The organism is Alcanivorax jadensis T9 (assembly GCF_000756655.1).
Lineage (GTDB): Bacteria > Pseudomonadota > Gammaproteobacteria > Pseudomonadales > Alcanivoracaceae > Alcanivorax > Alcanivorax jadensis.
Genome location: NZ_ARXU01000003.1, coordinates 202,063 through 227,894 on the forward strand (window position 1 = coordinate 202,063; position 25,832 = coordinate 227,894).

At 59.3% G+C, this 25,832-nt stretch carries 24 protein-coding genes; 12 read left to right on the plus strand and 12 right to left on the minus strand.

Annotated features, from left to right (window positions below; genetic code table 11):
• Positions 1 to 134: 134 nt before the first annotated feature.
• The gene (locus T9A_RS05615) at positions 135 to 998 is read left to right on the plus strand and encodes a metal ABC transporter substrate-binding protein (protein ID WP_035245879.1); all 864 of its coding nucleotides are present in this window, start codon (positions 135 to 137) and stop codon (positions 996 to 998) included.
• A gap of 288 nt (positions 999 to 1,286) precedes the next feature.
• Here T9A_RS05615 and T9A_RS05620 read toward each other — a convergent pair whose 3' ends face one another.
• On the minus strand, positions 1,287 to 1,637 hold the full coding sequence (locus tag T9A_RS05620) for a hypothetical protein (protein ID WP_035245886.1): 351 nt from the start codon (positions 1,635 to 1,637) through the stop codon (positions 1,287 to 1,289).
• Between the two features lie 160 nt (positions 1,638 to 1,797).
• Between T9A_RS05620 and T9A_RS05625 the strand changes: the two genes are divergently transcribed.
• Complete coding sequence (locus T9A_RS05625) at positions 1,798 to 2,898, plus strand: cellulase-like family protein (RefSeq protein ID WP_035245887.1); 1,101 nt, start codon at positions 1,798 to 1,800, stop codon at positions 2,896 to 2,898.
• A 487-nt stretch (positions 2,899 to 3,385) separates the two neighbouring features.
• Here the strand turns inward: T9A_RS05625 and T9A_RS05630 are convergent, their stop codons facing one another.
• Entirely contained in the window at positions 3,386 to 4,303 is a 918-nt protein-coding gene (locus T9A_RS05630) for a phosphotransferase (RefSeq protein ID WP_035245889.1), read from the minus strand.
• Between the two features lie 117 nt (positions 4,304 to 4,420).
• Between T9A_RS05630 and T9A_RS05635 the strand changes: the two genes are divergently transcribed.
• Both T9A_RS05635 and T9A_RS05640 read left to right on the plus strand, forming a co-directional pair.
• Entirely contained in the window at positions 4,421 to 5,029 is a 609-nt protein-coding gene (locus T9A_RS05635) for an outer membrane beta-barrel protein (protein ID WP_035245891.1), read from the plus strand.
• Between the two features lie 63 nt (positions 5,030 to 5,092).
• Positions 5,093 to 6,121: an alpha/beta hydrolase gene (locus tag T9A_RS05640; protein ID WP_035245893.1), complete on the plus strand. Its 1,029-nt coding sequence runs from the start codon at positions 5,093 to 5,095 to the stop codon at positions 6,119 to 6,121.
• 169 nt (positions 6,122 to 6,290) lie between these two features.
• Here T9A_RS05640 and T9A_RS05645 read toward each other — a convergent pair whose 3' ends face one another.
• Entirely contained in the window at positions 6,291 to 7,058 is a 768-nt protein-coding gene (locus tag T9A_RS05645) for an ATP-binding protein (protein WP_035245896.1), read from the minus strand.
• Positions 7,059 to 7,440: 382 nt separating this feature from the next.
• Here T9A_RS05645 and T9A_RS05650 point away from each other — a divergent pair, with 382 nt between their 5' ends.
• The 4 genes from T9A_RS05650 to T9A_RS05665 all read left to right on the plus strand — a co-directional run bounded on the left by T9A_RS05650 (position 7,441) and on the right by T9A_RS05665 (position 11,528).
• Complete coding sequence (locus T9A_RS05650; RefSeq protein ID WP_052042524.1) at positions 7,441 to 7,728, plus strand: hypothetical protein; 288 nt, start codon at positions 7,441 to 7,443, stop codon at positions 7,726 to 7,728.
• A 15-nt stretch (positions 7,729 to 7,743) separates the two neighbouring features.
• On the plus strand, positions 7,744 to 9,102 hold the full coding sequence (locus T9A_RS05655; RefSeq protein ID WP_035245897.1) for a DUF2868 domain-containing protein: 1,359 nt from the start codon (positions 7,744 to 7,746) through the stop codon (positions 9,100 to 9,102).
• Positions 9,099 to 10,535 carry a GTPase/DUF3482 domain-containing protein gene (locus tag T9A_RS05660; protein WP_035245899.1) on the plus strand — a complete coding sequence of 479 codons (1,437 nt, stop codon included), beginning with the start codon at positions 9,099 to 9,101 and terminating at the stop codon, positions 10,533 to 10,535. Before T9A_RS05655 ends, T9A_RS05660 begins: the two co-directional genes overlap by 4 nt.
• A 267-nt stretch (positions 10,536 to 10,802) precedes the next feature.
• Entirely contained in the window at positions 10,803 to 11,528 is a 726-nt protein-coding gene (locus T9A_RS05665; RefSeq protein ID WP_035245901.1) for a DUF1963 domain-containing protein, read from the plus strand.
• A gap of 132 nt (positions 11,529 to 11,660) precedes the next feature.
• On the opposite strand, the gene T9A_RS05670 is transcribed toward T9A_RS05665, so the two are convergent.
• Positions 11,661 to 12,572: a helix-turn-helix domain-containing protein gene (locus T9A_RS05670; RefSeq protein ID WP_035245902.1), complete on the minus strand. Its 912-nt coding sequence runs from the start codon at positions 12,570 to 12,572 to the stop codon at positions 11,661 to 11,663.
• Positions 12,573 to 12,676: 104 nt separating this feature from the next.
• Here T9A_RS05670 and T9A_RS05675 point away from each other — a divergent pair, with 104 nt between their 5' ends.
• The 3 genes from T9A_RS05675 (at position 12,677) to mmsB (ending at position 16,549) form a co-directional block, all read left to right on the plus strand.
• Complete coding sequence (locus tag T9A_RS05675) at positions 12,677 to 14,176, plus strand: CoA-acylating methylmalonate-semialdehyde dehydrogenase (protein WP_035245904.1); 1,500 nt, start codon at positions 12,677 to 12,679, stop codon at positions 14,174 to 14,176.
• 213 nt (positions 14,177 to 14,389) lie between these two features.
• Positions 14,390 to 15,541 (plus strand): acyl-CoA dehydrogenase family protein, encoded by a 1,152-nt coding sequence (locus T9A_RS05680; RefSeq protein ID WP_035245905.1) that lies wholly within the window; start codon positions 14,390 to 14,392, stop codon positions 15,539 to 15,541.
• Positions 15,542 to 15,661: 120 nt separating this feature from the next.
• A complete protein-coding gene (gene mmsB / locus T9A_RS05685; RefSeq protein WP_035245906.1) occupies positions 15,662 to 16,549 on the plus strand; it encodes a 3-hydroxyisobutyrate dehydrogenase in 888 nt (295 codons plus the stop codon).
• Positions 16,550 to 16,674: 125 nt separating this feature from the next.
• On the opposite strand, the gene thpD is transcribed toward mmsB, so the two are convergent.
• The 4 genes from thpD to T9A_RS05705 all read right to left on the minus strand — a co-directional run bounded on the left by thpD (position 16,675) and on the right by T9A_RS05705 (position 21,140).
• Positions 16,675 to 17,607 carry an ectoine hydroxylase gene (gene thpD, locus T9A_RS05690; protein ID WP_035245907.1) on the minus strand — a complete coding sequence of 311 codons (933 nt, stop codon included), beginning with the start codon at positions 17,605 to 17,607 and terminating at the stop codon, positions 16,675 to 16,677.
• A 374-nt stretch (positions 17,608 to 17,981) separates the two neighbouring features.
• Complete coding sequence (locus T9A_RS05695) at positions 17,982 to 18,650, minus strand: DUF899 domain-containing protein (protein ID WP_035245908.1); 669 nt, start codon at positions 18,648 to 18,650, stop codon at positions 17,982 to 17,984.
• A 250-nt stretch (positions 18,651 to 18,900) separates the two neighbouring features.
• Positions 18,901 to 20,049 carry an alkane 1-monooxygenase gene (locus T9A_RS05700; protein ID WP_035245910.1) on the minus strand — a complete coding sequence of 383 codons (1,149 nt, stop codon included), beginning with the start codon at positions 20,047 to 20,049 and terminating at the stop codon, positions 18,901 to 18,903.
• Positions 20,050 to 20,120: 71 nt separating this feature from the next.
• Positions 20,121 to 21,140, minus strand: coding sequence for a putative solute-binding protein (locus tag T9A_RS05705; RefSeq protein ID WP_035245912.1), 1,020 nt, complete (start codon positions 21,138 to 21,140; stop codon positions 20,121 to 20,123).
• A 192-nt stretch (positions 21,141 to 21,332) separates the two neighbouring features.
• Here T9A_RS05705 and T9A_RS05710 point away from each other — a divergent pair, with 192 nt between their 5' ends.
• Entirely contained in the window at positions 21,333 to 22,349 is a 1,017-nt protein-coding gene (locus tag T9A_RS05710; RefSeq protein WP_156964837.1) for an AraC family transcriptional regulator, read from the plus strand.
• Between the two features lie 8 nt (positions 22,350 to 22,357).
• Here the strand turns inward: T9A_RS05710 and T9A_RS05715 are convergent, their stop codons facing one another.
• The 4 genes from T9A_RS05715 to T9A_RS05725 form a co-directional block, all read right to left on the minus strand.
• Positions 22,358 to 22,978, minus strand: coding sequence for a class I SAM-dependent methyltransferase (locus tag T9A_RS05715; protein ID WP_035245915.1), 621 nt, complete (start codon positions 22,976 to 22,978; stop codon positions 22,358 to 22,360).
• Positions 22,979 to 22,990: 12 nt separating this feature from the next.
• Complete coding sequence (locus T9A_RS16570) at positions 22,991 to 23,692, minus strand: lysophospholipid acyltransferase family protein (protein ID WP_052042526.1); 702 nt, start codon at positions 23,690 to 23,692, stop codon at positions 22,991 to 22,993.
• A gap of 179 nt (positions 23,693 to 23,871) precedes the next feature.
• Entirely contained in the window at positions 23,872 to 24,420 is a 549-nt protein-coding gene (locus T9A_RS16790; RefSeq protein WP_084573401.1) for an Lcl C-terminal domain-containing protein, read from the minus strand.
• Positions 24,421 to 24,745: 325 nt separating this feature from the next.
• Complete coding sequence (locus tag T9A_RS05725) at positions 24,746 to 25,816, minus strand: fatty acid desaturase (RefSeq protein WP_035245917.1); 1,071 nt, start codon at positions 25,814 to 25,816, stop codon at positions 24,746 to 24,748.
• Between the last annotated feature and the right edge of the window lie 16 nt (positions 25,817 to 25,832).

Sequence of the window (25,832 nt, forward strand, 5' to 3'; positions counted from 1 at the left end):
CACAGAGCACACAGAGAGAACCCCTTTTGTTTTTCCTTAGTGATCTCGGTGCCCTCTGTGGTAAATACCGCTTTTCAGGTTTTGGGTTGTCGCGCCGCCAGCGACGCTCCTACAGGGTGCTATACGAGGAAGTGATGCGCAGTTTGTGGTTGGTAATGTTGATGATGCTCAGTGCCCAGGCAATGAGCCAGACTCTGGTCGCCAGTGTGGAGCCGTTGGCCAAGGTGCTGCGCGGGCTTTATGGCGACCAGGTGCAGGTGGTGACCCTGTTGCAGGCCAACCAGAACCCCCATCAGCTGGCCCTGTCTCCGCGGCAGGCCATGCTGGTGCAGCAGGCGGATCTGCTGGTGTGGCTGGGCGAGACGGTGGAGGCGCCGCTGGCACCCCTGGTAGCGCGTCGGCAGGGCCCTACCCTGGCCCTGCTGGAGCTGGAAGGCGTCCATCGCCGGGAAGGGGATCATGACCATGACCACGAGCACCATGATTCGGACCACGGCGACGCCACCCTGGACCCGCACCTGTGGCTGTCCCTGGACAACATGATGTTGCTGGCCGGGGCGCTGGCACAGCGTTACCCGCAGGGGCTGAATCAGGGCGAGCCGGACCGCTGGCAGCAGGCCGCCACCACCCGTCAGGGTCATCATCACCAGGCACTGGCCGGGTTGAGCGACATTCCCTGGCTCAGCTACCACCACCCCTGGGGCTATCTCACCGAGACACTGGGGCTGGCGGAGCCGCTGGTGGTGTCCCGGCAACTGGATGCGGGGCCGGGCAGCCGTCGTTTTGTCGAGCTGGCCAGCCAGATCCGCGACCAGCAGGTGCGTTGCGCCATCCGCGAACCGGAAGCCCGCGCCGCCCTGATCACCCGCCTGTGTCCGGATTGCCAGATACACCCCCTGGACCCGCTGGGCCGGGACTATCCGGAGCTGGATTATCTGACCTGGCGAGACCGGTTGGTGGAAGGGTTTAAAGCGTGCCTGCAGGCGGGGGCGGGCTGAAGCTACGAGCTACGCTCGTAGGGTAGGGAAAGGTCCGCAAGTTCCTCAAGCTCCGAGCCTTCTTCGAAGTCGCTGTAGGAGCACCGCTTGAGGTGCGAACCGCGCTTGCGCGGAAATCGCCCGTAGGGCGATCAGGAATATCAGCGCTCGACAGGTTTCAGAAAGTAATGGCGGGTAGTTCCTGAGCTTGTCGCCTCGCCAAGCTCGGTTCGCGGCTCAAGCGCCGCTCCTACATTACTCCCTCAATCCTCGCCAAGCTCGGTTCGCGCCGCTCGCCACTCGCAGCTGCTAAAGCTCCCGAATCGGAATCAACGTGGGTGGCGGTGGGGGTGGAGCATTGTCGCGTAGCTCCGGAGGGCGCACGTTTTCTGCCTGCCGTTGGCGAAACTCCTGCTGTTCGTCTTCCAGGTAACGACCCTCCGGGCTGACCGCATTCATGCCCCGGCTTTCATCACTGGTATCCAGTTCCCGTGGTGATTCCAGATACATGGCCTCCAACTCTTTGCCGTCCAGCGGCTGAGCGGGAACCTGCTCCCGGGTTTTTGGAGCATCGTTGTCCGGTGGCGCGGAGTCAGGCAATTGTTCCGCGGCCACGACCAGGCCCGGGGCCATTAACAGGGCAATCAGTATTTTTTTCATAACCCGATCATAGCGCTCCCTCACCCGGGGGGAAACCGGCTTGTGAGCGCCATCAAGTGTCAAGGCGGGTCAAAAATTACCCGGCGGACTCAGGGCCATTGAGGCCGTCCCGGAAACCGGTATGCTGGAGCGCTTAATCTGAAACGGGTGCAGGGCCTGAATGGCACAGCAAAGTAAACCTATCGCAATGGCCTGCTGGGACCTCTCCTGGCTGCTGGACCGTGATTCTCGTCACGGCGCCTTTGCGTCGCTGGAAAAAGTGCTCGATGAAACCCAGCAACGCGGTTTCAATGCCCTGCGCCTGGACCCCTGCCCGCACCTGATTGCCTGCCCGGAAAACGGCGTCCACCTGGATCGTTGCGAACTGCAGGCACCGGGTCACGACCCTGTGGAAGTGAAGATTCGCCACAGCCTGCAGCAACTGCTGCAATCCGCCCACGAGCGTGGCCTGAAGGTGTGGTTCAGCAGCCGTTTTGTGGACGACAGCCGCGCCCGCCGTTCCTTCGTGCGACGCCCCGAAGACTTCGTCACTGTGTGGAGCGATACCCTGGCCCTGGTGCAGGAATGGGGTTATCTGGATGACGTGGCAGGGGTGGATTTCTGTCATCATTTTCCCGCGCAGCCCTATGCTCACGGTGTTACCCGCCGGGTGTTCAACCGATCCCCGGATCGGCCTTTGCCGCCGCGCTGGTCCGCCAGCGCCGCCGAGCGCATCGAAGCGTATCTGCTGGATATTCCCCGCGCCCTGCATGCCCTGTTTCCCGGCGTGCCCATCGGGCTGAGCACCACCACCCAGATCAGCGAGCAATTGCGGCAACTGGATACCAGTGAGCTGGATTTTCTCGATTTCAGCCTGTGGCTGGATGATGATCCGCGCTATCGACTGGCCAGCGGCGAGGCCGTACCCATGACCGGCCTGGCCCGGCGCCTGGCCAGCCCGGTGAAGCAGTTATTGCTGGATGCCGGCGGTATGCACTGGCAGCGGCGCATGGAAGACCAGTTGCAGCGGCGCATGGCCTTTACCCGCCTGCGGCGCCTGCAGCCGGTGATCGGTGAAGGCTTCGTTCGCCAACCACGCCATCTGCGTCGCCTGCCCACCGGCTGGGCCGATCTGCACGAGATGATGGTAGTCAGCGCCCTCACCCAGGGCGTGGAATCCATGACCCCCACCTCGCTGGCCTGCCCGGCCTATGACTGGCTGTGGCGGGAAGAAGAGTACTTGGCGCACCTGAATCATCTGATCCTGTCCGGGTCGGAATAAGCTACGAGCTACGAGCTACGAGCTACGAGCTACGAGCTACGAGCTACGAGCTACGAGCTACGAGCTACGAGCTACGAGCTACGAGCTACGAGCTACGAGCTACGAGCTACGAGCTACGAGCTACGAGCTACGAGCTACGAGCTACGAGCTACGAGCTACGAGCTACGAGCTACGAGCTACGAGCTACGAGCTACGAGCTACGAGCTACGAGCTACGAGCTACGAGCTACGAGCTACGAGCTACGAGCTACGAGCTACGAGCTACGAGCTACGAGCTACGAGCTACGAGCTACGAGCTACGAGCTACGAGCTACGAGCTACGAGCTACGTGCTACGAGCTACGAGCTACGAAAAAACCGCACCCTCCGGGCGCGGTTTTTTCGTGTTTTATAGAGAACATCAGCGCGGAGTGAACAAGCAAATCGTTACCAAGACGCTTTCTTCGCGTCGCAGCTAGAAGCTAGAGGCTCGTAGCTTACGGCTTCCCCCTACCCCGCCAACGCCCCAATCCGCCACTGAAAAATCCGCGCAAACTCTTCCGGGTCCTTGCTGCCTTGCCCCTCGCTATACTCGGACACCGGCCCTGCCAGCCGCGACAGCCAGAAGCGCAGTGCAGCCACCGCCAGCGCCTCCAGTAACAGGCTGTCGTCCAGCTGACCGCCGTGTTCGCGATAGCCTTCCAGCAACGCCTGTTCCCGTGCCGCCACCGGTTTACCGTTGCTGTCCACGCACCAGTCGTTAAGGGTCACCGCCAGATCGTATTCCGGGTAATCCAGGCAGGCGTTGTAGAAATCCAGCAGGGCGCTGATGCGGCCCTGTTGCCACAGCAGATTGTCGCGGAACAGGTCGCCGTGGATCAGGGTGGTGCCGGCGGGTCGTGCCTGCCAGTCGCTCAATAGCGCCCTGGCCCCCTCGCGGTGATCGTCCGGCAGCTGGTTCAGCTGGGTGGCCAGCGTCTCCAGCCGCCGACGTTCATCGGGCAGCGCCAGCAGAGCGCCGGTATCACAGCGGTGCAGTCGGGCCAGCAGCGCGCCCACCTGCCGGCAGCGGTCCAGATCCACGGCGAAATCGTGCTCGCCGGGCAGGCGCGGCATCAGCACCGCCGGCTTGCCGGCGACAGTGATCTGGTCCTGGCCGTGATGATCCGTCAGTGGTGCGGGCACCGGCAGACCCTGTTCCGCCAGGTGGCCCAGCAACACCAGATAGGGGGCGAGTGCATCGTGGTCCAGGGTTTCGAAGATCGTCAGCACCAGTGGCGCAGGCTGCTGGTGGCGATCTTGGGCCTCAATTAGAAAGGTGCTGTTTTCGATGCCGTGGCTGGCCGCCCGGAAATCCAGCAGCCGATAGCCGTAACTATCCAGAACCAGGGCAAGCTGACTGTGACTGAGCGGCGTATAAACGGACATGGGTTTCCTTCTCTGCAAAAAGGCCGCAGATGACCGGACTCTGCGGGCGAGCAATGGTATAACACGCCATGAAATAATGACGACGCATCTCCAACAATAACAAAAGGAAGACTTGTCATGCGTTACGGGATTCTGTTTCTCGGCCTACTGTTTTCTGCTGCCAGCCAGGCGGAGGGGGTGGCGCACTATCAGGACCAGCGATTCGGCTATGTGGCCGGCAACCTGATGAACATCACCCTGGATTACGACAGCCGCGAGCTGACCCCCACCGGGGTGGGTGTGCGTCTGGGCGGCATGATCGACCCGCACTGGGGAGTGGAATTGCGCGCCGCGGTGGCGCCGTCCGGTGATACCTGGCGGGCAGAGAACAGCCGCAACAAGGTGGATTACACCGTAGATCACATCGGCGCTTTGCTGGCCACTGGCCGGCTGCCCTTCCAGTCACCGGTTACCCTGCCCGTGGTGGATGCCTATGTGGACGAGTTTTTCGTGCAGGGCTTTGCCGGCATTGCCGATGTGAAGGTGAAAACCAGTCGGCGCCGTTGCAACGCGATACGCTGCTGGAATGATGTCACGCGCAATGATGACACCAGCCTGGCCTTTGGTGCCGGTGTCGGTGTGCGCACCAGCTTCAATCTGGGGCTGACGCTCCAGTACATGCAGTATGTGGACAAGGAATACATCACCGTGACCGGCATCGAAGGCGGTCTGGAGTGGTATTTTTAGTAACGCTTCATGCCGCACGCTACATGCAACACGGGCAGGCGGCAGGTACAGAGAGGAAAACCAATGAATCCTGCAGTATTCGAGCGTGGCGCGGTGCGCGCCCTGATGAGCCTGCCCGGTGCGGTGCTGGACAAGTTGTCCGCCGGCCTGGAAACCCACAGTCGCTCCCATCTGGATTCCCGCCTGCGCTTCCTGCTGGCGCTCAGCGGCGCCAAACCGACGCTGGACAGCGGCACCGTAGAGCAGGCCCGCCGCCTGTACCGTGATGTCATCAACCTGCTGGATGTGGCGCCAGTGCCCCTGCCGGTGGTGGTGGATCATCAGGTGCCGCTGGATGATGGCAGCCAGATGCGGGTGCGCCGTTATCGCCCGGCCCTGGCGCCGCGGGTGGCCCCGGCAATCCTGTTTTTCCATGGCGGTGGTTTCACCGTGGGGGGGGTGGATGAGTACGATCGCCTGTGCCGCTACATTGCCGACCGTACCAATGCCGTGGTGTTGAGTGTGGATTACAGGTTGTCCCCGGAGCATCCGTCTCCGGCGGCGGCGGATGACAGTCTGGCTGCCTGGCGCTGGCTGCTCGATAATACCGCTGCCATGGGGCTGGACCCGCAGCGGCTGGCGGTGATGGGCGATAGTGCGGGCGGCAATCTCAGTACAGTGGTCTGCCAGCAGGCGAAACAGGCCGGCCTGGCGTTGCCTGCCCTGCAAGTGCTGATCTACCCGACCACCGACGGCGCCCTCAAGCATCCGTCGGTGCAGACCCTGGGCCAGGGCTTCGGGCTGGATCTGGCGTTGCTGACCTGGTTCCGCAGCCAGTTCATTCAGGATCAGGCACTGATCGAAGACTACCGCGTTTCGCCCCTGCGCAACCCGGACCTGGCCGGCCTGCCGTCGACTATCCTGATCACTGCCACCGACCCGCTGCGCGACGAAGGGCTGGAATACGGCGAAAAACTGCGGGCGTCTGGGGTGGATGTCACCTCACTGGATTACCCGCAACTGGTGCACGGTTTTCTTACCATGGGCGGCGTCATCCCGGCGGCCCGCAAGGCGGTTAATGCCATCTGCGACGCCACCGCCCAGCGGTTGTGAAGCAGTAGCAAGCCACAAGCTTCAAGCCACAAGCTAAAACGCGATAAAGAACAGTGCATTCACGAACCATAGAGGCCGCGAACACACATTGAGCGCGGCCTCTATCCTTGAAGATACAGAAAGAGGTGATCCGCGTTGCAGCTTGAAGCTTGTAGCTTGCGGCTCGCTCTCAAAACTCCCCCACAAACTGATTATAAAACTGCCGCGCCGTGCGCCCGGAGCGCACGCCTTTCTCTATGGAAAAACGCCGGGCGCGCACGTGTAACTGATCCCGGTCTTTTACCTCGCCAAACAGATGATCGACGATCTCGAAATACTGCGGTTCGCTGATCGGGTAGAAGCTCAGCGCCAGCCCGAAGCGATCGGACAGGGAAATCTTTTCCTCCACCACATCACCGTGATGAATCTCCCGGCCCACCACCTGGCTCTGCTCATTGTCCTTCATGTATTCCGGCACCAGATGACGGCGGTTGCTGGTGGCGTAGAGGCGCACATTTTCCGGCGGCAATTCCAGGGAGCCCTCCAGTACGCTTTTCAGATGCTTGTACTGGTTTTCACCGTCTTCAAACGAAAGATCATCGCAGTAAACGATAAAGCGCTGACTGCGTTCACGAATATCGTCGACGATGTCCGGCAGATCCTGCAGGTCATCCTTGTCCATCTCGATCACCCGCAGCCCGCGCGGTGCGTACTCGTTCAGTAACGCCTTGACGATGGATGACTTGCCGGTGCCCCGGCTGCCCCACAGCAGCACATGGTTACAGGGTTCGCCGCGCAGAAACCGCTCCGTGTTCTGCAGAATTTTCGCTTTCTGGGTATCGATGCCGAGCAGATCCGCCAGCCGCACCGGATCCGGCCGGCTCACTGGCCGCAGGGTGCCGGAACGGCCCCGCCAGATAGCGGCGGGAATATTTCGCCAGTCGATGTTGGACGCCATGAAAACCTCGTGACAAAGCAGAGAAAACGGCAAAGCAGTTTACGGTCTGGCGGGTGCGCTTGCGAGAGGCGCCATTACTGGGTGAAGCCTGGGTAGAAAACCCATTTTTACCACAGAGGGCACAGAGTCACAGAGGGGTTCAGGTTTTTGCTTTCTTTAGCCGCAGCAGAAAACGAGAAAGGTTGACGTTTTCTGCATGCCATAAAAAAGCATGAAATGGTTTTTCTCAGTGCCTCTGTGCCCTCTGTGGTAAAAAGGTTTTTTGCAGATGCTGTAGCCTCAATGGATACGAAGCATGCGCCGGACGCGAACTTTATCTATCCTTGGGGTTCACAAGGTGTGCCGTCGCCTGCCGGTGACGGAAAATTTCAGGAGATCGTCAATGAAAGCTGTTGCCCTGGTTGTGCCCGCTTTTGCCTTGCTGGTTACCGCCTGCGCCACCCAGTACGACACCGATTACCCCGCCGGGCTGCCGGAAGGCACCACCACTTGCCCGGATGATCCGCCCGACATGTGCACCATGGATTACCGCCCTGCCTTTGGCTATGACGAGCAAGGTGGCATTCTCGGCGAATACGGTAACGCCTGCGGTGCCTGCGCCACCAACGGGGTGAAATACACCTCGCCCAAACAGCTTCCGCAACCGGCCGCAGCCCCGGACGACAAATAACCTCGAGGTCGCCCCTTGCCCAAGGCCCTGACCCTGCTGCTGGATTTTGACGACCAGTACCGTCGCGATGTGCAACAGAGCCACGCCTTTCTGCACCGCCGCGACCGTCGCTTTGCCCAGCAGCAGGAAGAACACAAACAGCCGATCACCGTACCCGCCTGGCTGGCGGTGCTGCATGCCCTTAACGGCCAGCGCCGGGAATCCGGTGCCGACCCGCGCCTGCGTCACTGGCGCCAGGCCCGCTGGGTGTTTGCCGGCCTGGGTACGCTGCTGGGGGTGGGCTTCATGCTGGGGCTGTTGTGGTATGACGGCAGCCGGCAGATCAACCTGACCCTGCTGATCGGGCTGGTGGCCCTGCAACTGTTGCTGGCCCTGTTCACCAGCCTGCAGGCCTGGCTGGGTTGGCAGCCCTGGGGCAGCCTGCTGGGGCCGCGCCAGGGCGACGACCCGCTGGCGGCCCTGCGCCCGGCGCTCTGTGCCCGTATCGCCCACACCGGTGGCCTGCTGTTTGCCGTCAGCGGTCTGCTTACCCTGCTGGTCCTGGTGGTGGTGCAGGATCTGGCCTTCGGCTGGAGCACCACCCTGCAGACCTCCGCCGACGGCTATCACCAGATGGTGGCGGCCCTGGCCCAGCCCTGGCAGAGCCTGTGGCCGGCAGCGGTACCCTCGGCGGAGCTGGTGAGCGCTTCCCAGTTCTACCGGCTTGCGGACACCCCGGCGGACAATCCGGCCTTGCTCGGCACCTGGTGGCCCTTTGTGCTGATGCTGTGGCTGGTTTATGTGCTGCTGCCCCGGCTGCTCCTGCTGATGCTGGCGGCCCTGCAACTGCGCTGGCAGGCGGGCCAGGCCCTGCGCGCCCACCCGGGCTGGCAGGGGCTGTTCTATCGCTTCGAGACCCCCTGGGTGGAAACCCGTGGCCAGGAAGACAGCCAGCCCGCCCCGGCGGCGGCGCAAACCGTGCTGTCGCCCTTGCCGGACAGCGCTACCCTGATCCACTGGGCCGGTGCTGCCATGGAGGCCCCCGCGCTGTTGCCTCGACTCAGCCGCGACCCGGCGCCGCTACAGCGCCGTGCCGGGGGCAACAATTCCCTGGATGAGGATGCCCAGGTGCTGGAACAGACCGGCGCCCGCAATCAACCGGTGATATTGATCACCCGGGGCTGGGAGCCGCCCACCGGTGAACTCAGCGATTTCATTGTCGATGCCCGCGATCACTGGCCCGCCGCCACCCTGCTGGCGCTGGTGCCACTGGCGGACGAACAGGGCGCTGCACTCACCGATGCCGGCCTGCTGGCCCAGTGGCAGCGCTTTGTGGACCGTCAGGGTGACAGCCAGCTGCTGCTGTGCGCCCCCCGGGAACAGGAACCGTCATGAACGAAACGGCCCAACAACAGCCCCGCTTTGCCGTGGTCGGCCACCCCAACAAGGGCAAATCCAGCGTGGTGGCCACCCTGGCCCAGAACGACTCCATTGCCATCGCCATGGAGCCGGGCACCACCCGTGACAGCCACCGCTACCCCATGAAAGTGGACGACGTCACCCTCTACGAGCTGATCGACACCCCCGGCTTCCAGCGCCCGCGCAAGGTGCTGGCCTGGTTGCAGGGCCACAGCCTGTCCGCCTCCGACCGCCCGGACACCGTGGCGGCCTTCGTCACCCAGCATGCGGATGATCCGCGCTATCACGACGAATGCGAGCTGCTGCGTCCTATCGTGGAAGGCGCCGGCATCATTTACGTGGTCGATGGCTCAGTGCCCTATAACCGCGAACACGAAGCGGAAATGAATATCCTGCGCTGGACCGGCCGGCCCAGCCTTGCGCTGATCAACCAGATCGGCAGCGACGACCACAGTGCCGACTGGGAGGCAGCCCTGGGCCAGTACTTCCAGATCGTGCGCCGCTTCGATGCGGTCCACGCCCCCTTTGAAAAGCACCTGGATCTGCTGCGCAGCTTCGGGCAACTGGCCCCGGACTGGCGCGAACCGCTGGATGCGGCCCTGGAATACCTTCAGGCCCTCAAATTCGGCCGCGACAGCCAGGCCCTGGAACACATCGCCGATGCCCTGATCGACATGCTCGGCCATCAGGAAAGCGCCCGTCTGGGCGAGCACGAAGCCGCCAAGCCATTGTTGCCCAAGCTGCGCCAACGCTGGCAGAACTGGCAGCGCGAGCGGGAGCAACGCCTGCGCCGGGGGGTGGAAGATCTCTACCAGCATCGTCGCCTGCAACGACAGGAAAGCGACCTGCTGACCCCGGACGATGGCGACCTGTTCAGCGAACGCACCCGCCAGCTCTGGGGAATCAGCAAGACCCAGCTGGCCGCCGCCGGTTTCGGCGCCGGTGCGGTGGGTGGTGCCGGGCTGGATGCGGTGGTTCTGGGGGCTTCCCTGGGCACCGGCGCGCTGGTCGGCGGCCTGCTCGGCGCTGCCGGCAGCTACTACTACGGCGACAAACTCACCCGCCTGAAACTGGGGCCGCTCAGCGGCGGCTTCCGCGAAGCGGTCTACGGCCCCCTGAAAGACCCCCAGTTCGCCTACGTGGTACTGGGTCGTGCCCTGGTGCACAGCTACGAAGTGAGCCAGCGCAACCACGCCGGCCGCGACGTGCTGGCAGTCAACGACGCCGGCGAACACTGGCTGGAGCACATGGACCGCAAGGACCGCCAACGCCTGCACAAGACCCTGCAATCCCTGGCCAACCGCAAATTCGAACCCGGCAAACGCCAACGCCTGATCGAACAACTGGAACAGGCGCAACAGGCGTTTGGGCGGTGGCAGATGGAGCAGTTTGAGGCAATTGATAATTGAGAATGGATAATTGATAGTTCGCGATTGAACAGCAGGAATGTTCTTCAAAGCACAGAGGCCGCGCCCATACTGGGATCGCGGCCTCATAGCTTTGGAGAACAGATAACGTATCTCGCGCGTTATCAATTATCCATTCTCAATTATCAACTGCCTCTATTTGCATTCCGCTCAGTCAGCAAAATGGCCCTGGTGGCAGATTTGTGAAGGGTGTTAATTGCCCTGACACGAGAGTCTGGGCAAGCTGAAACGACCGAACGAGGACGTTTCATGTTGCCCGAAGAAATCAAACTCAAGCTTGCTCCCCTGTCCCGGTCCGCCTGGCGGCCCCGGGTGGGGCCTGCTGTGCCAGGAGCGCGCTCCAAGTTTGGTGGTCTGCCTCTGCTCAGGCCGGATGAATCCTGGCCCTGTTGCGGGCATTGTCATCAGCCCATGCAGTTGTTCGTGCAACTGGATTCCGGTGATCTGCCGGCGGACGCCGGGCAGCCTTTCGGGGATGGTGTGCTGCAGGTGTTTTACTGCACCAACATGGAAGAGGAATGCGAGGTACTCGGCCAGGCCCATTTGCCTTTCTCCGAGGCTTCAATGACACGGGTGATTCCCCGCGACCAGACCCACGGTTTCGATGCCCTGCCGGTGACCATTCCCGATGCCTTTCCCGAGCAGTCCCTGACCGGCTGGAGTCGCCACAACGATTTCCCCGATCAGCAGGAAACCGTGGCCATCAACGATGATCTTCCCGATGGCACCCTCGCCCTGCTCCATGCCCACCGCCCTGCCCCGCGGGCTGGCGACAAACTGCTGGGCTGGCCGCACTGGGTGCAACATGTGGACTACCCGGCCTGTCCGTGTTGCCAGAAAAAAATGAATTTTGTCATGCAGCTGGACTCCACTGACACCCTGCCCTTCTGGTTCGGTGATTACGGTTGCGCCTATGTTTTCCAGTGTGAAAACCATGCCGATATCATGACGATGACCTGGTCAAGCCGCGCCTAATTTAAAAAATAAATTAAAAATAAAATCTCTACCCTTTTCCATCTATTGTTGGAGCCTTGCTTGCAAGGCGAATGCCCTGCTGGCCTGATTCGCCTTGCAAGCAAGGCTCCAACGGACAGACTGAGGAGGTGGTCAATGCCCACGCTCACGGCGATATCTCTGCGGCGAAACCCCCATCACTTTTTTAAATAATCTTGAAAAATAATAGGGGTCGTCATAGCCAAGCCAGGCGGCAATCTGTGCCACGGTGTCGTCACTGATATCCAGCAGATAGCAGGCATGGCTGACCTTGATACGTTGGAACGCCTGCATCGGTGTTTGCCCGGTCTGGCGTTTGTATTCGCGAATAAAGTGGTAGCGCGACAGCGCACTGGTGGCGGCCACCAGTTCGTCCAGATTGAGCCGGCGGGTGAGGGCGGTTTGCAGGTAGCTGTTGACCCGGTTGATATCCAGAGACGCGTGGCGGGTGGTGTGCTGACGGCGCATCAGCGCTGCGAAGGCCAGCAGGCTGCGCAACAGGTTGGCGGCGTAGACCAGGTGCTCCGGCTGCACCCGGGTGGCGGCAGCCAGTAGGGCCTGAAATTCCTCCGCCAACCGCGAATGCACCCCCACCGTCACCCGGTAACGCTCGGGACTGTCTCCGGCAATTTCGTCAAAATAACGCGGCGCCTCATCGCCACCCAGGTGCACCCAATAAATACTCCAGGGGTCGCTGTCATCGGCCTGGTAGTGATGCGCAAGGCCAGCTGGCAGCAGCAACAGATCGCCGGCGGTGACCGGTAATGTCTGGCCATTAACTTGCAATTGGCCTTGGCCAGCAACGCAGTAAATCAACAGATCATCTGCCGGCTTTGCCCGCAGCATGCGGTGTCCGCCGGCATGGGGGTAGTAGCCGACGCCATGGGGCAGGCAGCCGCGACAGAGGGGATGTGCGGTCATGGTGGCCAGCACCGCCGGCGGAATCACGGTGCGCTGGCCGGTGTCGGGCAGGGGCCAACGGGAGGTTTCCGCCGGGTGCTGACCGGTTGTCGTCGAAAGGCTCATAAACCGCAATATAATCCATCTTGGCTCAAAAGTGGCTATCTCTATCGCTCAATCCCTGTGCTACAAAGGGACCCATACCGACAATACTTGCGTGGAGAGCTGTCATGACCCGTCGTCTGCCCCTGCTGATCAATGGCGAATTCGTCGCCAGCCAGACCGACCAATGGATTCCTGTGACCAACCCGGCCACCCAGGAAATCCTGTGTGAAGCCCCGGCGGCCACCGACGACGAAATGGAGCAGGCCATTGCGGCGGGTAAGGCGGCGTTCCAGACCTGGAAGGAAGTGCCGGTCTCCGAGCGTGCCCGGTTGATGCTGCGCTATCAGGCGCTGTTGAAAGAGCATCACGACGAGATTGCTGAAATTCTTAGCCAGGAAACCGGCAAAACCTTCGAGGATGCCAAAGGGGACGTGTGGCGCGGTATCGAAGTGGCCGAGCAGGCCGCCAACATCGCCTCGCTGATGATGGGCGAAACTGTGGAGAACGTAGCGCGCAGTATCGACACCCATTCCTGGACCCAACCGCTGGGCGTGTGCGCCGGCATTACCCCGTTCAACTTCCCGGCCATGATTCCCCTGTGGATGTTCCCGCTGGCCATCGCCGCCGGAAACACCTTTGTGCTCAAGCCTTCCGAGCAAGACCCGATGACCCCTAACCGTCTGGCGGAACTGTTCCAGGAAGCCGGTGCGGCGCCGGGCCTGTTGCAGGTGGTGCATGGCGGCAAGGAACAGGTAGATACCCTGCTCACGCATCCGGACATCAAGGCCGTCTCGTTTGTGGGCTCGGTGCCGGTGGGTCAGCACGTGTACCGCACGGCCACCGACAACATGAAGCGCGCGCAGTGTTTTGCCGGTGCCAAGAACCACATGGTGATCATGCCTGATGCCAACAAGGATCAGGTGGTCAGCAGCCTGGTGGGTTCCTCCTGCGGGGCGGCGGGGCAGCGTTGCATGGCCATCAGCGTCGCAGTGTTCGTGGGCGATTCCAAAGCCTGGATCGATGAGCTGGCCAGCCAGTTTGCACAGATTCGCCCCGGTGCCTGGAACGACCCGGAGGCGGCCTATGGCCCACAGATCAGCCCGGCGGCAAAACAGCGGGTGCTGAAAATGATCGAGCAGGGCAAGCAGGAAGGCGCCACCTGTCTGCTGGATGGCTCCGATTGCACCGTGGAAGGCCTGCCGGACGGCAACTGGGTCGGGCCGACCCTGTTTACCGATGTGACCGCCAACATGGCGATTTATCAGGAAGAAATTTTCGGTCCGGTATTGTGCTGCGTGTGCGTGGATTCGCTGGAAGAAGCGCTGGCATTGGTCAACAACAGCCCCTATGGCAACGGCACCTCCATCTTTACCGCCAGCGGTGCCGCCGCGCGGAAATATCAGCACGAAGTGGAAGTGGGGCAGGTGGGTATCAATGTGCCGATTCCGGTGCCGCTGCCGTTCTTCAGTTTCACCGGCTGGAAAGGTTCGTTCTACGGTGACCAGCACGCGTACGGCAAACAGGGCGTGCGTTTCTATACGGAAACCAAAACCGTCACCAGCCGTTGGTTCGATTCGGATATCCCGGTTGCCGCTGGGCCGAACATGAGCATTAATTTGAAATAAATTTTCACCACAGAGGGCACTGAGGTACAGAGGGTTTTTGGATTCATGTTTCTTCAGGCGTAGAAGATAACGGTAAACATTTCCGATTTTCTGAAAGCTATAAAGAAAACATGAAATTATTTTTCTCGGTGAACTCTGTGCCCTCTGTGGAAAAAATACTGTAGGAGCCATGCTCGCATGGCGAAGAAATCACGATAAAGGTGACAAAGCGTCGTGGACTTTTCTTTCACAGAAGAACAAATCGCTTTCCGCGAAACGGCTAGACAGTTTTCTGAAAAAGCACTGGCGCCGTTTGCCGCAGAATGGGATGCCAAAAGCCTCTTCCCCAAAGACGCCATTCGTGAAGCCGGCGCGTTGGGGTTCTGTTCCCTGTACTGCGATGAAGAGCACGGGGGCATGGGATTGAGCCGGCTGGATGCGGCGTTGATCTTTGAACAACTCTCCCAGGGTTGCACCTCTACCACCGCCTTCATCACCATCCACAATATGGCCACCTGGATGCTCACCCGTTTCGGCAACGATGCGATACGGGCACGCTGGGCCGCCGACCTGATGAGTGGGGAAAAACTGGCGTCCTACTGCCTCACCGAACCGGGCACCGGTTCCGATGCGGCTTCGTTAAGCACCACCGCGAAAAAAGACGGTGATGACTATGTGCTGAACGGCGCCAAGGCGTTTATCTCCGGGGCTGGTGATACTGACGTGCTGGTCTTGATGGCGCGCACCGGTGGGCCCGGCGCCGGCGGCATTTCCTGCTTTGCGGTGCCGGCGGATGCTCCCGGCGTCAGCTATGGTCGCAACGAAGCCAAGATGGGCTGGAAGAGCCAGCCCACCCGGGCGGTGATTCTGGAAGACGCACGCATTCCGGGCGACTGCCTGATCGGTGAAGAAGGGCAGGGCTTTCGTATCGCCATGGCCGGTCTGGATGGCGGGCGTATCAATATCGCCAGCTGCTCTCTGGGCGCCGCCCAGGCGGCCCTGCGCCAGGCCCAGCAATACGTGCAGGAACGCAAACAATTCGGCCAGGCCATTGGTGATTTCCAGACCGTACAATTCACCCTGGCGGACATGGCCACAGAACTGGTGGCAGCCCAACAGATGGTGCGCCTGGCGGCCTGGAAACTGGATCAGAATCACAGCGACAAAAGCATGCTGTGTGCCATGGCAAAACGACTGGCAACGGATCTGTGTTTCAACGTCTGCAACCAGGCACTGCAACTGCATGGCGGCTATGGCTATATCAGTGAGTACCCGCTGGAGCGTTACGTGCGTGATGCGCGGGTCCACCAGATTCTGGAAGGGACCAACGAAATCATGCGCGTGATTATCGCGCGCAATGTGCTGAAAGATTTATCGTTTTTATAAGAAATGAAACACCGTAGGAGCGGCGCTTGAGCCGCGAACATACTTGCGAAAGCCGTGCCAGTTGCATTCGCGGCTCGAGCGCCGCTCCTACATCTCCAACAAAACGAGGGAGAGATAACAATGAAAATCGGATTCTTCGGTGTCGGTCATATGGGTGGGCCCATGGCGGCCAATCTGGTCAAGGCCGGTCATGAGGTGGTGGCGTTTGACCTGATGCCCGCCTTGCTGGAAACCGTCGTTCAGGAAGGTGCCAAGGCGGCGAGTAGTGCGGTTGACGCTGTCGCTGGAGTCGACGTGGTTGTCAGCATGCTGCCCTCCGCTGGAGCAGTGCGCGGTCTCTATCTCGGCGACAACGGCGTCTTGCAACACATTGATAAAAGCGCCTTGATCATCGACTGCTCCACCATCGATGCAGACACCGCCCGTGACGTAGCCGCCATCGCCAGAGAGCAGGGCAGGGTAATGATCGATGCGCCGGTCTCCGGTGGCGTCGGTGGTGCCAAGGCCGGCACGCTCACCTTTATCTGTGGCGGCCAGGAAGAGGCCATTGACCGGGCCCGTCCGGTACTGGAATGCATGGGCGCCCAGGTGTTCCGTGCCGGAGACAACGGCGCTGGCCAACTGGCAAAAATCTGCAACAACATGCTGCTGGCCATCCACATGATCGGCACCGCCGAAGCCCTGCAGATGGGCGCCGACCACGGTCTGGATCCGGCGGTACTTTCCGAGATCATGAAAGCCAGCTCCGGCGACAACTGGTCCCTGGACAAGTACAACCCCTGGCCCGGCGTCATGGAAAACGTACCGTCATCCAAAGACTACGAAGGCGGCTTCGCCGTGAAATTGATGAACAAGGACCTGGGTCTGGCATTGCAAGCGGGACTGAGCACGCAATCCGCCACGCCTATGGGTAACCTGGCGAAAAGCCTCTACGCGGCCCATGGAAACCATGGCTACTCCGAAAAAGATTTTTCCAGTATCCAGCGGTTTTTTCGGCACAAGGAGTAGGGCAGTTAATAGTTAACAGTTAATAGTGCGCGCTAGAGCGCCACTGTGGCTGGAATGATAAAGGCCGCGCCCAAAGCTGGGTGTGGCCTTTTTTGTGTTCGCTGTTAACTGTTCACTATTCACTGTTAACTATCGTCCGCTTGCCAAAGCCGATCCGGTTCGTGCCCCAGAAACCGGGGGCGGCGTTGCCTGGCCGCATAGGGTTGTACGCAGGCGTTGTCACGCCGGTTGAACACGAAGAACACATTGCTGCGCGGGTCTGGTGACATGTTGGCGTTGGAGCCGTGCAGGGTGTTGCAGTCGAACAGCAGCAGGCTGCCAGCCGGGCCGGTGGGGGCGTCGATACCATGGCGGTTGATCATGGCTGCCAGCGCCTGCTCCGAGGGGACGCCGATCTGCTGGGTTTTCAGTGATTGCTTGTGATGTTCATCCGGTGTGGGGCCCACACAGGGAATAAAGTGCTTGTGAGAGCCGGGGATCAGCATCAGCGGCCCGTTGAAGGAGTGATTATCCGTCAGGATGATGGAGGCGCTTACCGCATGCATGGCCGGCATGCCGTCTTCCGCATGCCAGGTTTCAAAATCCGAATGCCAGTTGAACCCCTTGCCCTTGAAGCCGGGTTTGTAGTTGATCCGGGACTGGTGCACATAGTGGCCGCCACCGAGAATCTGCTCCACCCGTTGGGTCAGTCGCGGATCGCGGGCCAGATGTTGAAAGGCCCGGTGCAGGAAATGCACGGCAAACACGGACCGGATCTCATGGCTATCCGGCTCGGTGATAGTGAACGGCTTGCCCCGGTAGTCCTCACGATTGAGCAGCTCACTCATGGCCTCGGTCAGAGAGGCCACCTCCTCAGGCGGTAGAAAACCGGGCTCGAAAAGAAAGCCGTTTTCCTCGAAAAGATTCAGCTGTTGTTCGGTCAGTGGGCCGGGCAAGTGGCGGCCTTTGACCGTATTCTCCCGGCGCGCGTGCCAGGGGTGTTCCGGTTGCTGGTGCAGCCGGGTGGGGTAGGGGTCGGCCTGTATCGGGGCCGGGCAAGTCAGGTTCTGCGCTGACATCAAATCACCTCCGCGATCTAATCCACCGTTCAGAAACCGCCTTGCTAAAAGGCGTTCAGTGTCATCATCTCCTGTTGGCGACCTGGGCACTCGAACAGCCGCCATCGGGCCAGACGGCAAAAAAAATGACGCAGTGCATCAAGTCGAGTCTGTTGCTCAAATAATCCGGCAAGCAGAAAGGCCGGGGTGCGTGAAGATAAGGGTTATAACGGGAGTTTCAACCCTTGTGTGGGAAGTTGTCGGGCAATAGCGTTGTCCGTATTGCACATGGTTAACTCACCCTGCCTGGCCCGGGCGATGCGTTTCGTCTCAACGTGGAGATAGCAGTTGGCGAACGCCATGTCTAAGTCCATATCCGCCAGCATGCTTATCAACTAGTAGTCATCGTGCATACGCCACCATTGGTAGGGCTCGCTTTGTGGCCAGCCACCGGGCGAATCTTCCCACTGTTCCTGGCGGCCGTACGGGGTGATATCCAGCAGCCGGAAATGGGTATCGAACAGTTCTCCGCCACGGTCGGTACTGAAGTAGGTGCGGTAGACCAGGTTGTCGTCGTCGCGAATAAACACGTTGATGGCAAACCCCTTGCCGGCGCCGAACGCATCCGCGAAACGACGCTGATGGTCGGTATACCAGGGCGCCTGCCAGTGCATACGCTTTTGCAGTGCCAGGATCTCGTGTTGCGGTGCCGGGGAGGTGAACACGAACGTCGTATCCCTGGCGTTGACGTGGGCAAGATTGTGGCCAATGTTGTCCATCACCATTGAGCAACCCTCAAAGGGGGTGGCGCCGGGCTTGAGCATTGCGCAATAGACAATCAGTTGCCGGCGTCCCTCAAACAGATCCACCAGACCCACCTCACCATGCGGCCCGGTGAAGGTGTAGTTTTCTTCCACGGGCACCATCGGTAACCGACGGCGTTCGGCAGCCAGCTCGTCCTGCATTCGGGTCAATGCCTTCTCCCTGTCAAGCAGGGCCTGTAGAGACGCTTCCCACTCATTGTGGGAGGTGGTTTTTGGTAGTGCCGTTTTTTTCGAGGTCATGAGTGCGACTCCTTTTGTTCCGGGTGGTCTACTTCATGATCGAATGTGCCGCGTCGATTTCGACAAGATCCTGACTCTGGCAGTGTAGGCATTTGGCGTGGCCGGTCAAAGGGCGCTACCGTGTTGAAAAAAGGCGTTAATGCTTTTCGAAGGGAGGGGAAAGCGGTGGCAATGTGTCGGTAAAAAACCGGACTGTGATGCAGTGCGAAAACACCGGTGAGCGGCGCAAGGCCACTCACCGGTACCGAAATCAGGCAATATTGTTGATGCGCGGGCCTTCGCGGAACAGCTGATCCAGCTCGCCTTGGTAGTAGGCTTCCACCCGCGGGTTCATCACGGCTTTCCACAATGGCGGCACCATGGCCAGCAACATCATGGCGGAATAACCAGCTGGCAGTTGCGGGCTCTCGTCATAGTGGCGCAGCACCTGGTAACGACGCTTGGCATAGGCGTGGTGGTCGCTGTGGCGTTGTAGTTGGAACAGCACCAAATTGGTCACAAGGAAATTCGAGTTCCAGCTGTGTGCCGGGGTGACCCGTTCATAGCGACCGGTCTGCAGTTGGCGACGATGCAGGCCGTAGTGTTCGATGTAGTTGACGATCTCCAGCGCCAGAGCCGCAAAGAAACTCTGGCCGACAAAAAACAGCACTCCTTGCCAACCCCACAGGACACCGAAGGCTACCGCAAACAGGAAGGAGATGCCGTACCACCAAATCAGCTCGTTATGAATGCTGATGTTGTTCTTGCCCTTGCGTTCCAGGTACTGCTTTTCCAGTTTCCACGCATTCTTGAAATTGCGCACAAACGCCTTGGGCAGAAAATCATACAGAGACTGGTTATAGCGGCTGGAAGACGCATCATCCGGGGTGGACACATGCACATGGTGACCACGCACATGCTCCACCTTGAAGCCGCCGTAGGTCACCGACGACAACAACAGGCCGCCCATCCAGTTTTCCACCTTGGGGTCCTTGTGAATCAGCTCGTGACCCAGGTTGATAGCGATCATGCCGCCAAGCAGGCCGATGGACATGATCCAGCCGAGCATGCCGGCCGAGGAATAGTCATTGCTGACGAACACATGGCCGGCATAGAACAACAGGCCCAGCCAGGCCACGGCCAGCAGCAGGGGCAGGGAGCGGTAGCTCTTGTCCTGGGACAGTTCGGGGACCTGTTTTTCTTCATCCGGGTTCACCGGGTCCTTGCCGACCAGGTAATCCACCACCGGCACCAGAATGAAGAACACCGCCAGAATCATCCAGGCCCAGAGATTCTGGGTACCCTGCTCACGACCCACCAGCGCGGAAAACGGCACCATGGGAAGAAAGAGCATCCAGCAGGCCAGGTAGCCCCATTTTTTCAAACGCAACAAGGTATCAGGATTGATTTTTTCCAACATGATAATGCCTCGCATAATGCTGTGCAGATCACTGCAAGATGACGTTGAAAGAAAAGAAATAATCGATCAGATCATTCGACGGGATTGACGCATTCCGCTCGGGACGGATTGCCCTTGCAGCGCACCTTGCGCAGCAGGCTCATCATGTCCTTGTTGTAAACGCCCTGGTTGGCCAGATCGATACGGGCCTGGCGAAACATTTCGTCGTAACGAGTAGTTTCTTCATCAGAAATATTGATCCACCACTTTTCATTCACTTCGCCGTCGGCGTTGTTGATGATGCGCATGGCACGATCAAACTGGCCGGCCAGATACTTGCGGGATTGATCGGCAAAATCTGCGGGGAAAAGATCCTTGCGAAGAATCAGCTGTGCACTCAATTGGCCGAGCACCAGATCAATGATGCCGCCGTCCGGCTGCATGCCCTTGTACAGTTCCAGGGCGGAATAACCGAAGATGGGAGCGAAGCAGGTATCCACGGAACCGTTGTTGAAACGGGTGGAGAAGTTGGTGATATCCGACATCACCGGTGACATGCCCACACGCTTGGCCATGTTCGCCTCGGCCACATCGTATTCCAGCACCGCAATGGATTTTCCCGCCAGTTCTTCCACCGTATCGATGCTGTTGTCCTTCACGAACAGATAGGCTGCGCCCATGGGTACCAGGCCGCCAAACTCATAGGGGCCGGACACCAGATGTGGGTTTACCTTGGGGTTACCGCTGGCCAGGATCGTCACCACCATGCGCATAGCATCGTAGTCGGGGATGGCGCCGATGGAATCCATGCTGCCGGTATAGCTGATGAACTGACGGCCACGGATGCCGGTAAGCAGGGCGCCATCGCATTGCTTCGCCTTCAAATCTTCGGCGGCAATTTTCTCGTCGGTATAGGGCTTCAATTCAATGTCCACGCCCCAGCCGAGCGCGGCGGTCTTGAAATCCTTCATGATGCCGTAGAAATCACCGTTGGCACCGACCAGATCGAAAACGCAGAGTGTGCGTTTGTTGCCAATGCTGGCGTGAGTGCTGTTGGCGAAAAGGACCGTGGAAACCACGAGAAAAATAATAAATTGTTTTGCATATCGCATGATGTTCTCCCTGATGAAAGGCAGCCAATACGTAAGGTTTTATTGTGCTTTGTTACCTTCCTGTACCGTTGTCGTGCTCGGGGTTTGAGCAGTGGAGATCGATGCTAGATATGCGACCGGTGCTGGGGTAGGTTGTCTGTAGACAGATGGGGGTCATTTTTTGACAATGCGAATTTTCGGATCTTGCCAGCCATGAACCAGCCGATGGAATGGGCACTGTCCATCAACTATCTCCGCCAGGTGGCAGACCAGCTCACGGAGATGGGGATCGACGTTGCTCCCTGGTTGGCTTCCCATGAGCTGTCGCTGGCCGATCTTGAACAGGCCGATACCAGCGTTCCCTGGGAGGTGGTCCGAGCCCTGTTTCTGGAAGCGGAAGCGATCACCGGAGAATCCGCCCTGGGTCTGATGGTGGGCGAGCGGCTGCGCATCAATAATCATGGCATGGTCGGCTATGCAGCCATGAACAGTGGTTCTGTCCGCCAGGTGGTGGAATTACTGGAGCGGTTTATTCCCCTGCGTATCAACCTGGTCATGGTCAGCCATCAGGTGGAGGGCAACTACCTGAATCTGCAGATACGGGAATTGCTGCCGCTGGGTGAGCTGGGGCCCTTCCTGCTCGGGGCCGTGGTGGTGGCGGTAAAGAACGTGCTCGACTTCATTACCCTGGGCAACTGTCAGGTAGCTGAGGCCAGCTTTACCTTTGACGAAGCCTTCGACCGGGAACTGGTCCGCTCCCTGTTCCGCTGCCCGGTACGCTACAACCAGAACTGGACCGGCCTGTCCCTGCCGCTGGAAGTGGTGGACCAGCCCCTGAGAACCGCCGACCCTGCCGCCTTCGAACATGCGGAAAAACTCTGCGAACGGGAATTGCAGAACCTGGTATCGGATGCGTCCGTATCAGCACGGGTGCGCCGACTGATGCTGGCCAAACAGGTGAACTTTCCCTCACTCACCGTCACCGCCCGCATCCTGCACATGACCCCGCGAACCCTGCACCGCCGGTTGCTGGATGAAGGCACCTCGTTCCAGGAAATCCTCGACGAAGTCCGCCACTCCCTGGCCATGGAATACCTGAAAAGCCAGCACATGACCATTCAGGAACTGGCCTACACCCTGGGCTACGGCGACACCGCCAACTTCCGCCGGGCGTTCAAGCGCTGGACCGGCGTGGCGCCATCGTTTTTTCGGGAGGGGAATGAAATCTGATGAAACAGTCAGGCGCGTTTTCTGGCCACAATAAAGGCAGACAGGCTGTCCGGCTGCCATTCATAGTTGATATCAAAACCAGCCCGAGCCAGCATGGCGAACAACTCGTCCCTGCCGAAGCGACTGACATGGGGCGCAAAACCAAGCGCCTGCATTAACGGGATAAGCAGTCGCCAGTGCAGCTTCATATCGGCGGCAAGTACCGTGTTGGCAACGAAAATACCGCCGGGTTTCAGCAGGCTGCTGACTCGGCCGATGGCGGCGTCGGGGTCTTTCAGCAGATGCAAGATATTCAATCCCAGCACGGAATCAAAACTCCCGGGGGCCAGCGGTAGGCTGTCCAGCGTGCCCTGCTGGAAGCGGATATTGCCAATGCCGGCATCAGCAGCTTTGGCTTGCGCGATCTCCAGCATATTTTTGGAAATATCCGTGGCAAGAATGTCCCGCACATAAGGCGCATGGAGGATGGCTGTGCCGCCAGTACCACAACCGAATTCCAATACAGACCAATCCGGTTGGAAGTAATCCCGGGTGATGGCCAGTTTTTTCTGGTAGCTGGCTTCGTCCCGAATCGGGCTTTTGGCATAGCGGGCGGCGGCCTTGTCCCAGAAGGTTTCCGCGCTTTTCATTGGTTGTGTCCTTCAGGTGCGGGCATGGTCCGACAGCATTTCCTGCAAACGGCGCTCCAGCGCGGCATGAAAGGCATCAACGGCATTTGGGTCATCGTCGCTACAATCGCCGGGCGGTGACATTGGTGCATTCAGGTAATGAACCAGTTTGGCGGGCCTGGGAATGGGGGTGCCGTATTTGCCAAGGATAAGCGGGGCGGCCAGTCTGTAGCGGTTGTACACCCAGTCGGTCACCGGGTTCGCAACCACATGATAAATGTCGTCCGCCGCCGGGCAGGCGGAAAGCACCACCGGCGCGCCGGTACGCATGGCCAGGCGTGCAAACCCTTTTCGGTCACGGATATTCAGCTGGTACTTCTGGCTACTGGGCCGCAGCGCTTCACGCATGCCCCCCGGCGCCACCAACACCAGCTCGCCATCGCGCAACAGACTTTCCGCGTTGTGCTGTGAACCCTCAACGAAACCGTAGGCGGATGCCAGATCGCGGACCACCGGAATCTTGAAGATATAGCGATCACCCAGCAGCCACACATCACGACCCAGGCGTTCCCTGACGGCGGTAGCCAGCAGGCCGCTGTCATAGGTGGCCAGGGAATGGTTTACCACAATCAGTGCAGGGCCACTGGCCGGGATGTGCTCCAGGCCTTCGACGCGGTGCTCGTGATAGCGGGCGGCGCGGTTCATGACGGTGTCTGCGATATTGATGATGTTCATGGTGTTGGGCCGTTTCGAGTCTGTGTTCTCAAAGGGTGCCTACTTTTCTCGAGTAACTCGGGAAATTAACGCCGCGCTCAGCCGCGGAAAATTTGGGGCGATTTATGCGCAATAATGGGCGCGCAGCGACCGCGCATAAAATGCACAAAGTTGGCCGTAGGCCTGCAGCGCTTTGTTAGCTATTCGTTCTCGGAGCCCTTTACAAGCCTCACGTACTGAGGGCCATCATTTAAGGTGTAACACCCCGACCAACCATCAGTAAAATTAGTTGCGAGGGAAAAACCACCACAGATTGTACTTGACCAGAATGCAGCATCGGTAGGCGTATCAGGGAAAAGAGCTGTATTAGTAGTTGGAGCCATAAATTCACCTAAGCATTGACCTCCTTCACCATAGCTCAATGTAGATTTCTCTCCAGAAGTACACTCAACCAGTGAAGCCAGTTCAGTTGCCGTTGGCAGCCTCCACTCATCCACTTTATATCCGTATCTCTTAAATAAAGATCCGGTCTCCATTGCCATGTCTATTTTCTTGGCGCTTCCTACACATTTTGAATTTTTGTATTGCTGACCCAGTGCGCACCTTTTCCAAACGACATTGAATTTTTTATCGAGCACCGTTCCATTTTCTCCAACTATGAAGCGGTAACCTTCCGCAGACTGGGAATTACTACCAAAAAACGCAGTCAAGAATATTGTAAATACAACTTTTTCGAAGAATGATTTCATAATTTCTATGGGTAGCACTTATAGCTAACAGCGTATTAATTAGAACGTTCCGCATAACTCGGTTCCTTATAATTCTGGAACCTTGCTCCGCTAAACAGAAATAAAATCCTGCCATAACAATGGGTTGAGATGCTATGGCCAATCTCTTACACGGAGTTATAAGGAGCGTTCTATATAACTCCTGAATGGCATTCTCATAGCTGATGACAGCAAGGTGTTTGATTATAAAGAAGATTCTAAAGGTCGAAGTGAGTAGGCGAGGCCTTTCCGCTGAAAACAAAAAAGCCCGCACTAGGCGGGCTTTTTTGTGGGCAAGTCGTCACCATCAGGCCGCTTGCGGCTTTTCGTGCATCCGGTTGGCCCGGCGGAACGTGCCCAGATCATTGAACCGCACGCCATTCTCCCTGAGCACTTCATGGGCCCGCTTGGCGGTCATCTGCCGTACGTAGAAGGGGTCGCGGACCACGAAGTGGTGGATGGCGTGGGTGCTGCCGAAGTTGAAGCAGAAGGCCTGCAGGGGCCACAGCCACCAGACGTTGAGCACCTGGCATTGTTCGGTGATCTTGCCCGGTTCGTTGTCGCCGTAGTAATGCATGTTGGACGAGATGAAGTGCAGGCAGAAGGTGCGCAGCATGTTGGGTGCGATCAGTACCACCACCAGCGGGGTGATCCAGCTGAGCTGGGCGCTAACCACTTCCGGCCACGGGATGCTGCTGCCGGCCAGCCAGGCGGCGCCGTTGAGCAGGTGGTAGACCACGAAGAAGTGCCAGATGGCGTGGACGATCACGCCCAGCGGGTTGTAGCTGACCAGGCCGATCAGGCGGAAGTTCTTCAGGTCTTTGCGGTCGATCACGCCACGACGGTACAGCCTTACCGGTTCGGTCAGGTATTTCACCGCCCGCAGGTACACGGCCAGCATGTTGTCGCCCACCATGATCAGGCGCTTGAGGCCCCACTTTTCGCCGTTAGTGATGCCTCGCTCTTCCAGGTCGGTTTCGCTGCCGGAGTGCTTGTGGTGATGGAAATGCAGGTGGCGGCGTACCCAGGGGTTGATGGTGGTGGGGCGCCACAGGTAAACGCCGAGCATCATCAGGTGATGTACCACCTTGTTGTTCTTGAAGTACATCCAGTGGATCAGGTCGTGTTCCAGTTCGTGGAGCAGGGACGTCCAGAAGGCGGTGAGCAGGATCACTGCCCAGCCGGGCATCAGGCCTTGCAGGTAAAGCACGGCGTTGAGGGTGCAACCGGCAATGGCTATGGCAAAGATGCCGAAGCCGATGGCGTTCTGGTGCTTGAGCCAGCCGTGCCGTTGCCGTATATCATCACTGATAGCGATGATATCGCGTTGAACTGTCTTGTCTGTTGCGGACTTGCCGCGGGCAGGTGCAGTTGCCATGGGAAACCTCCATTTC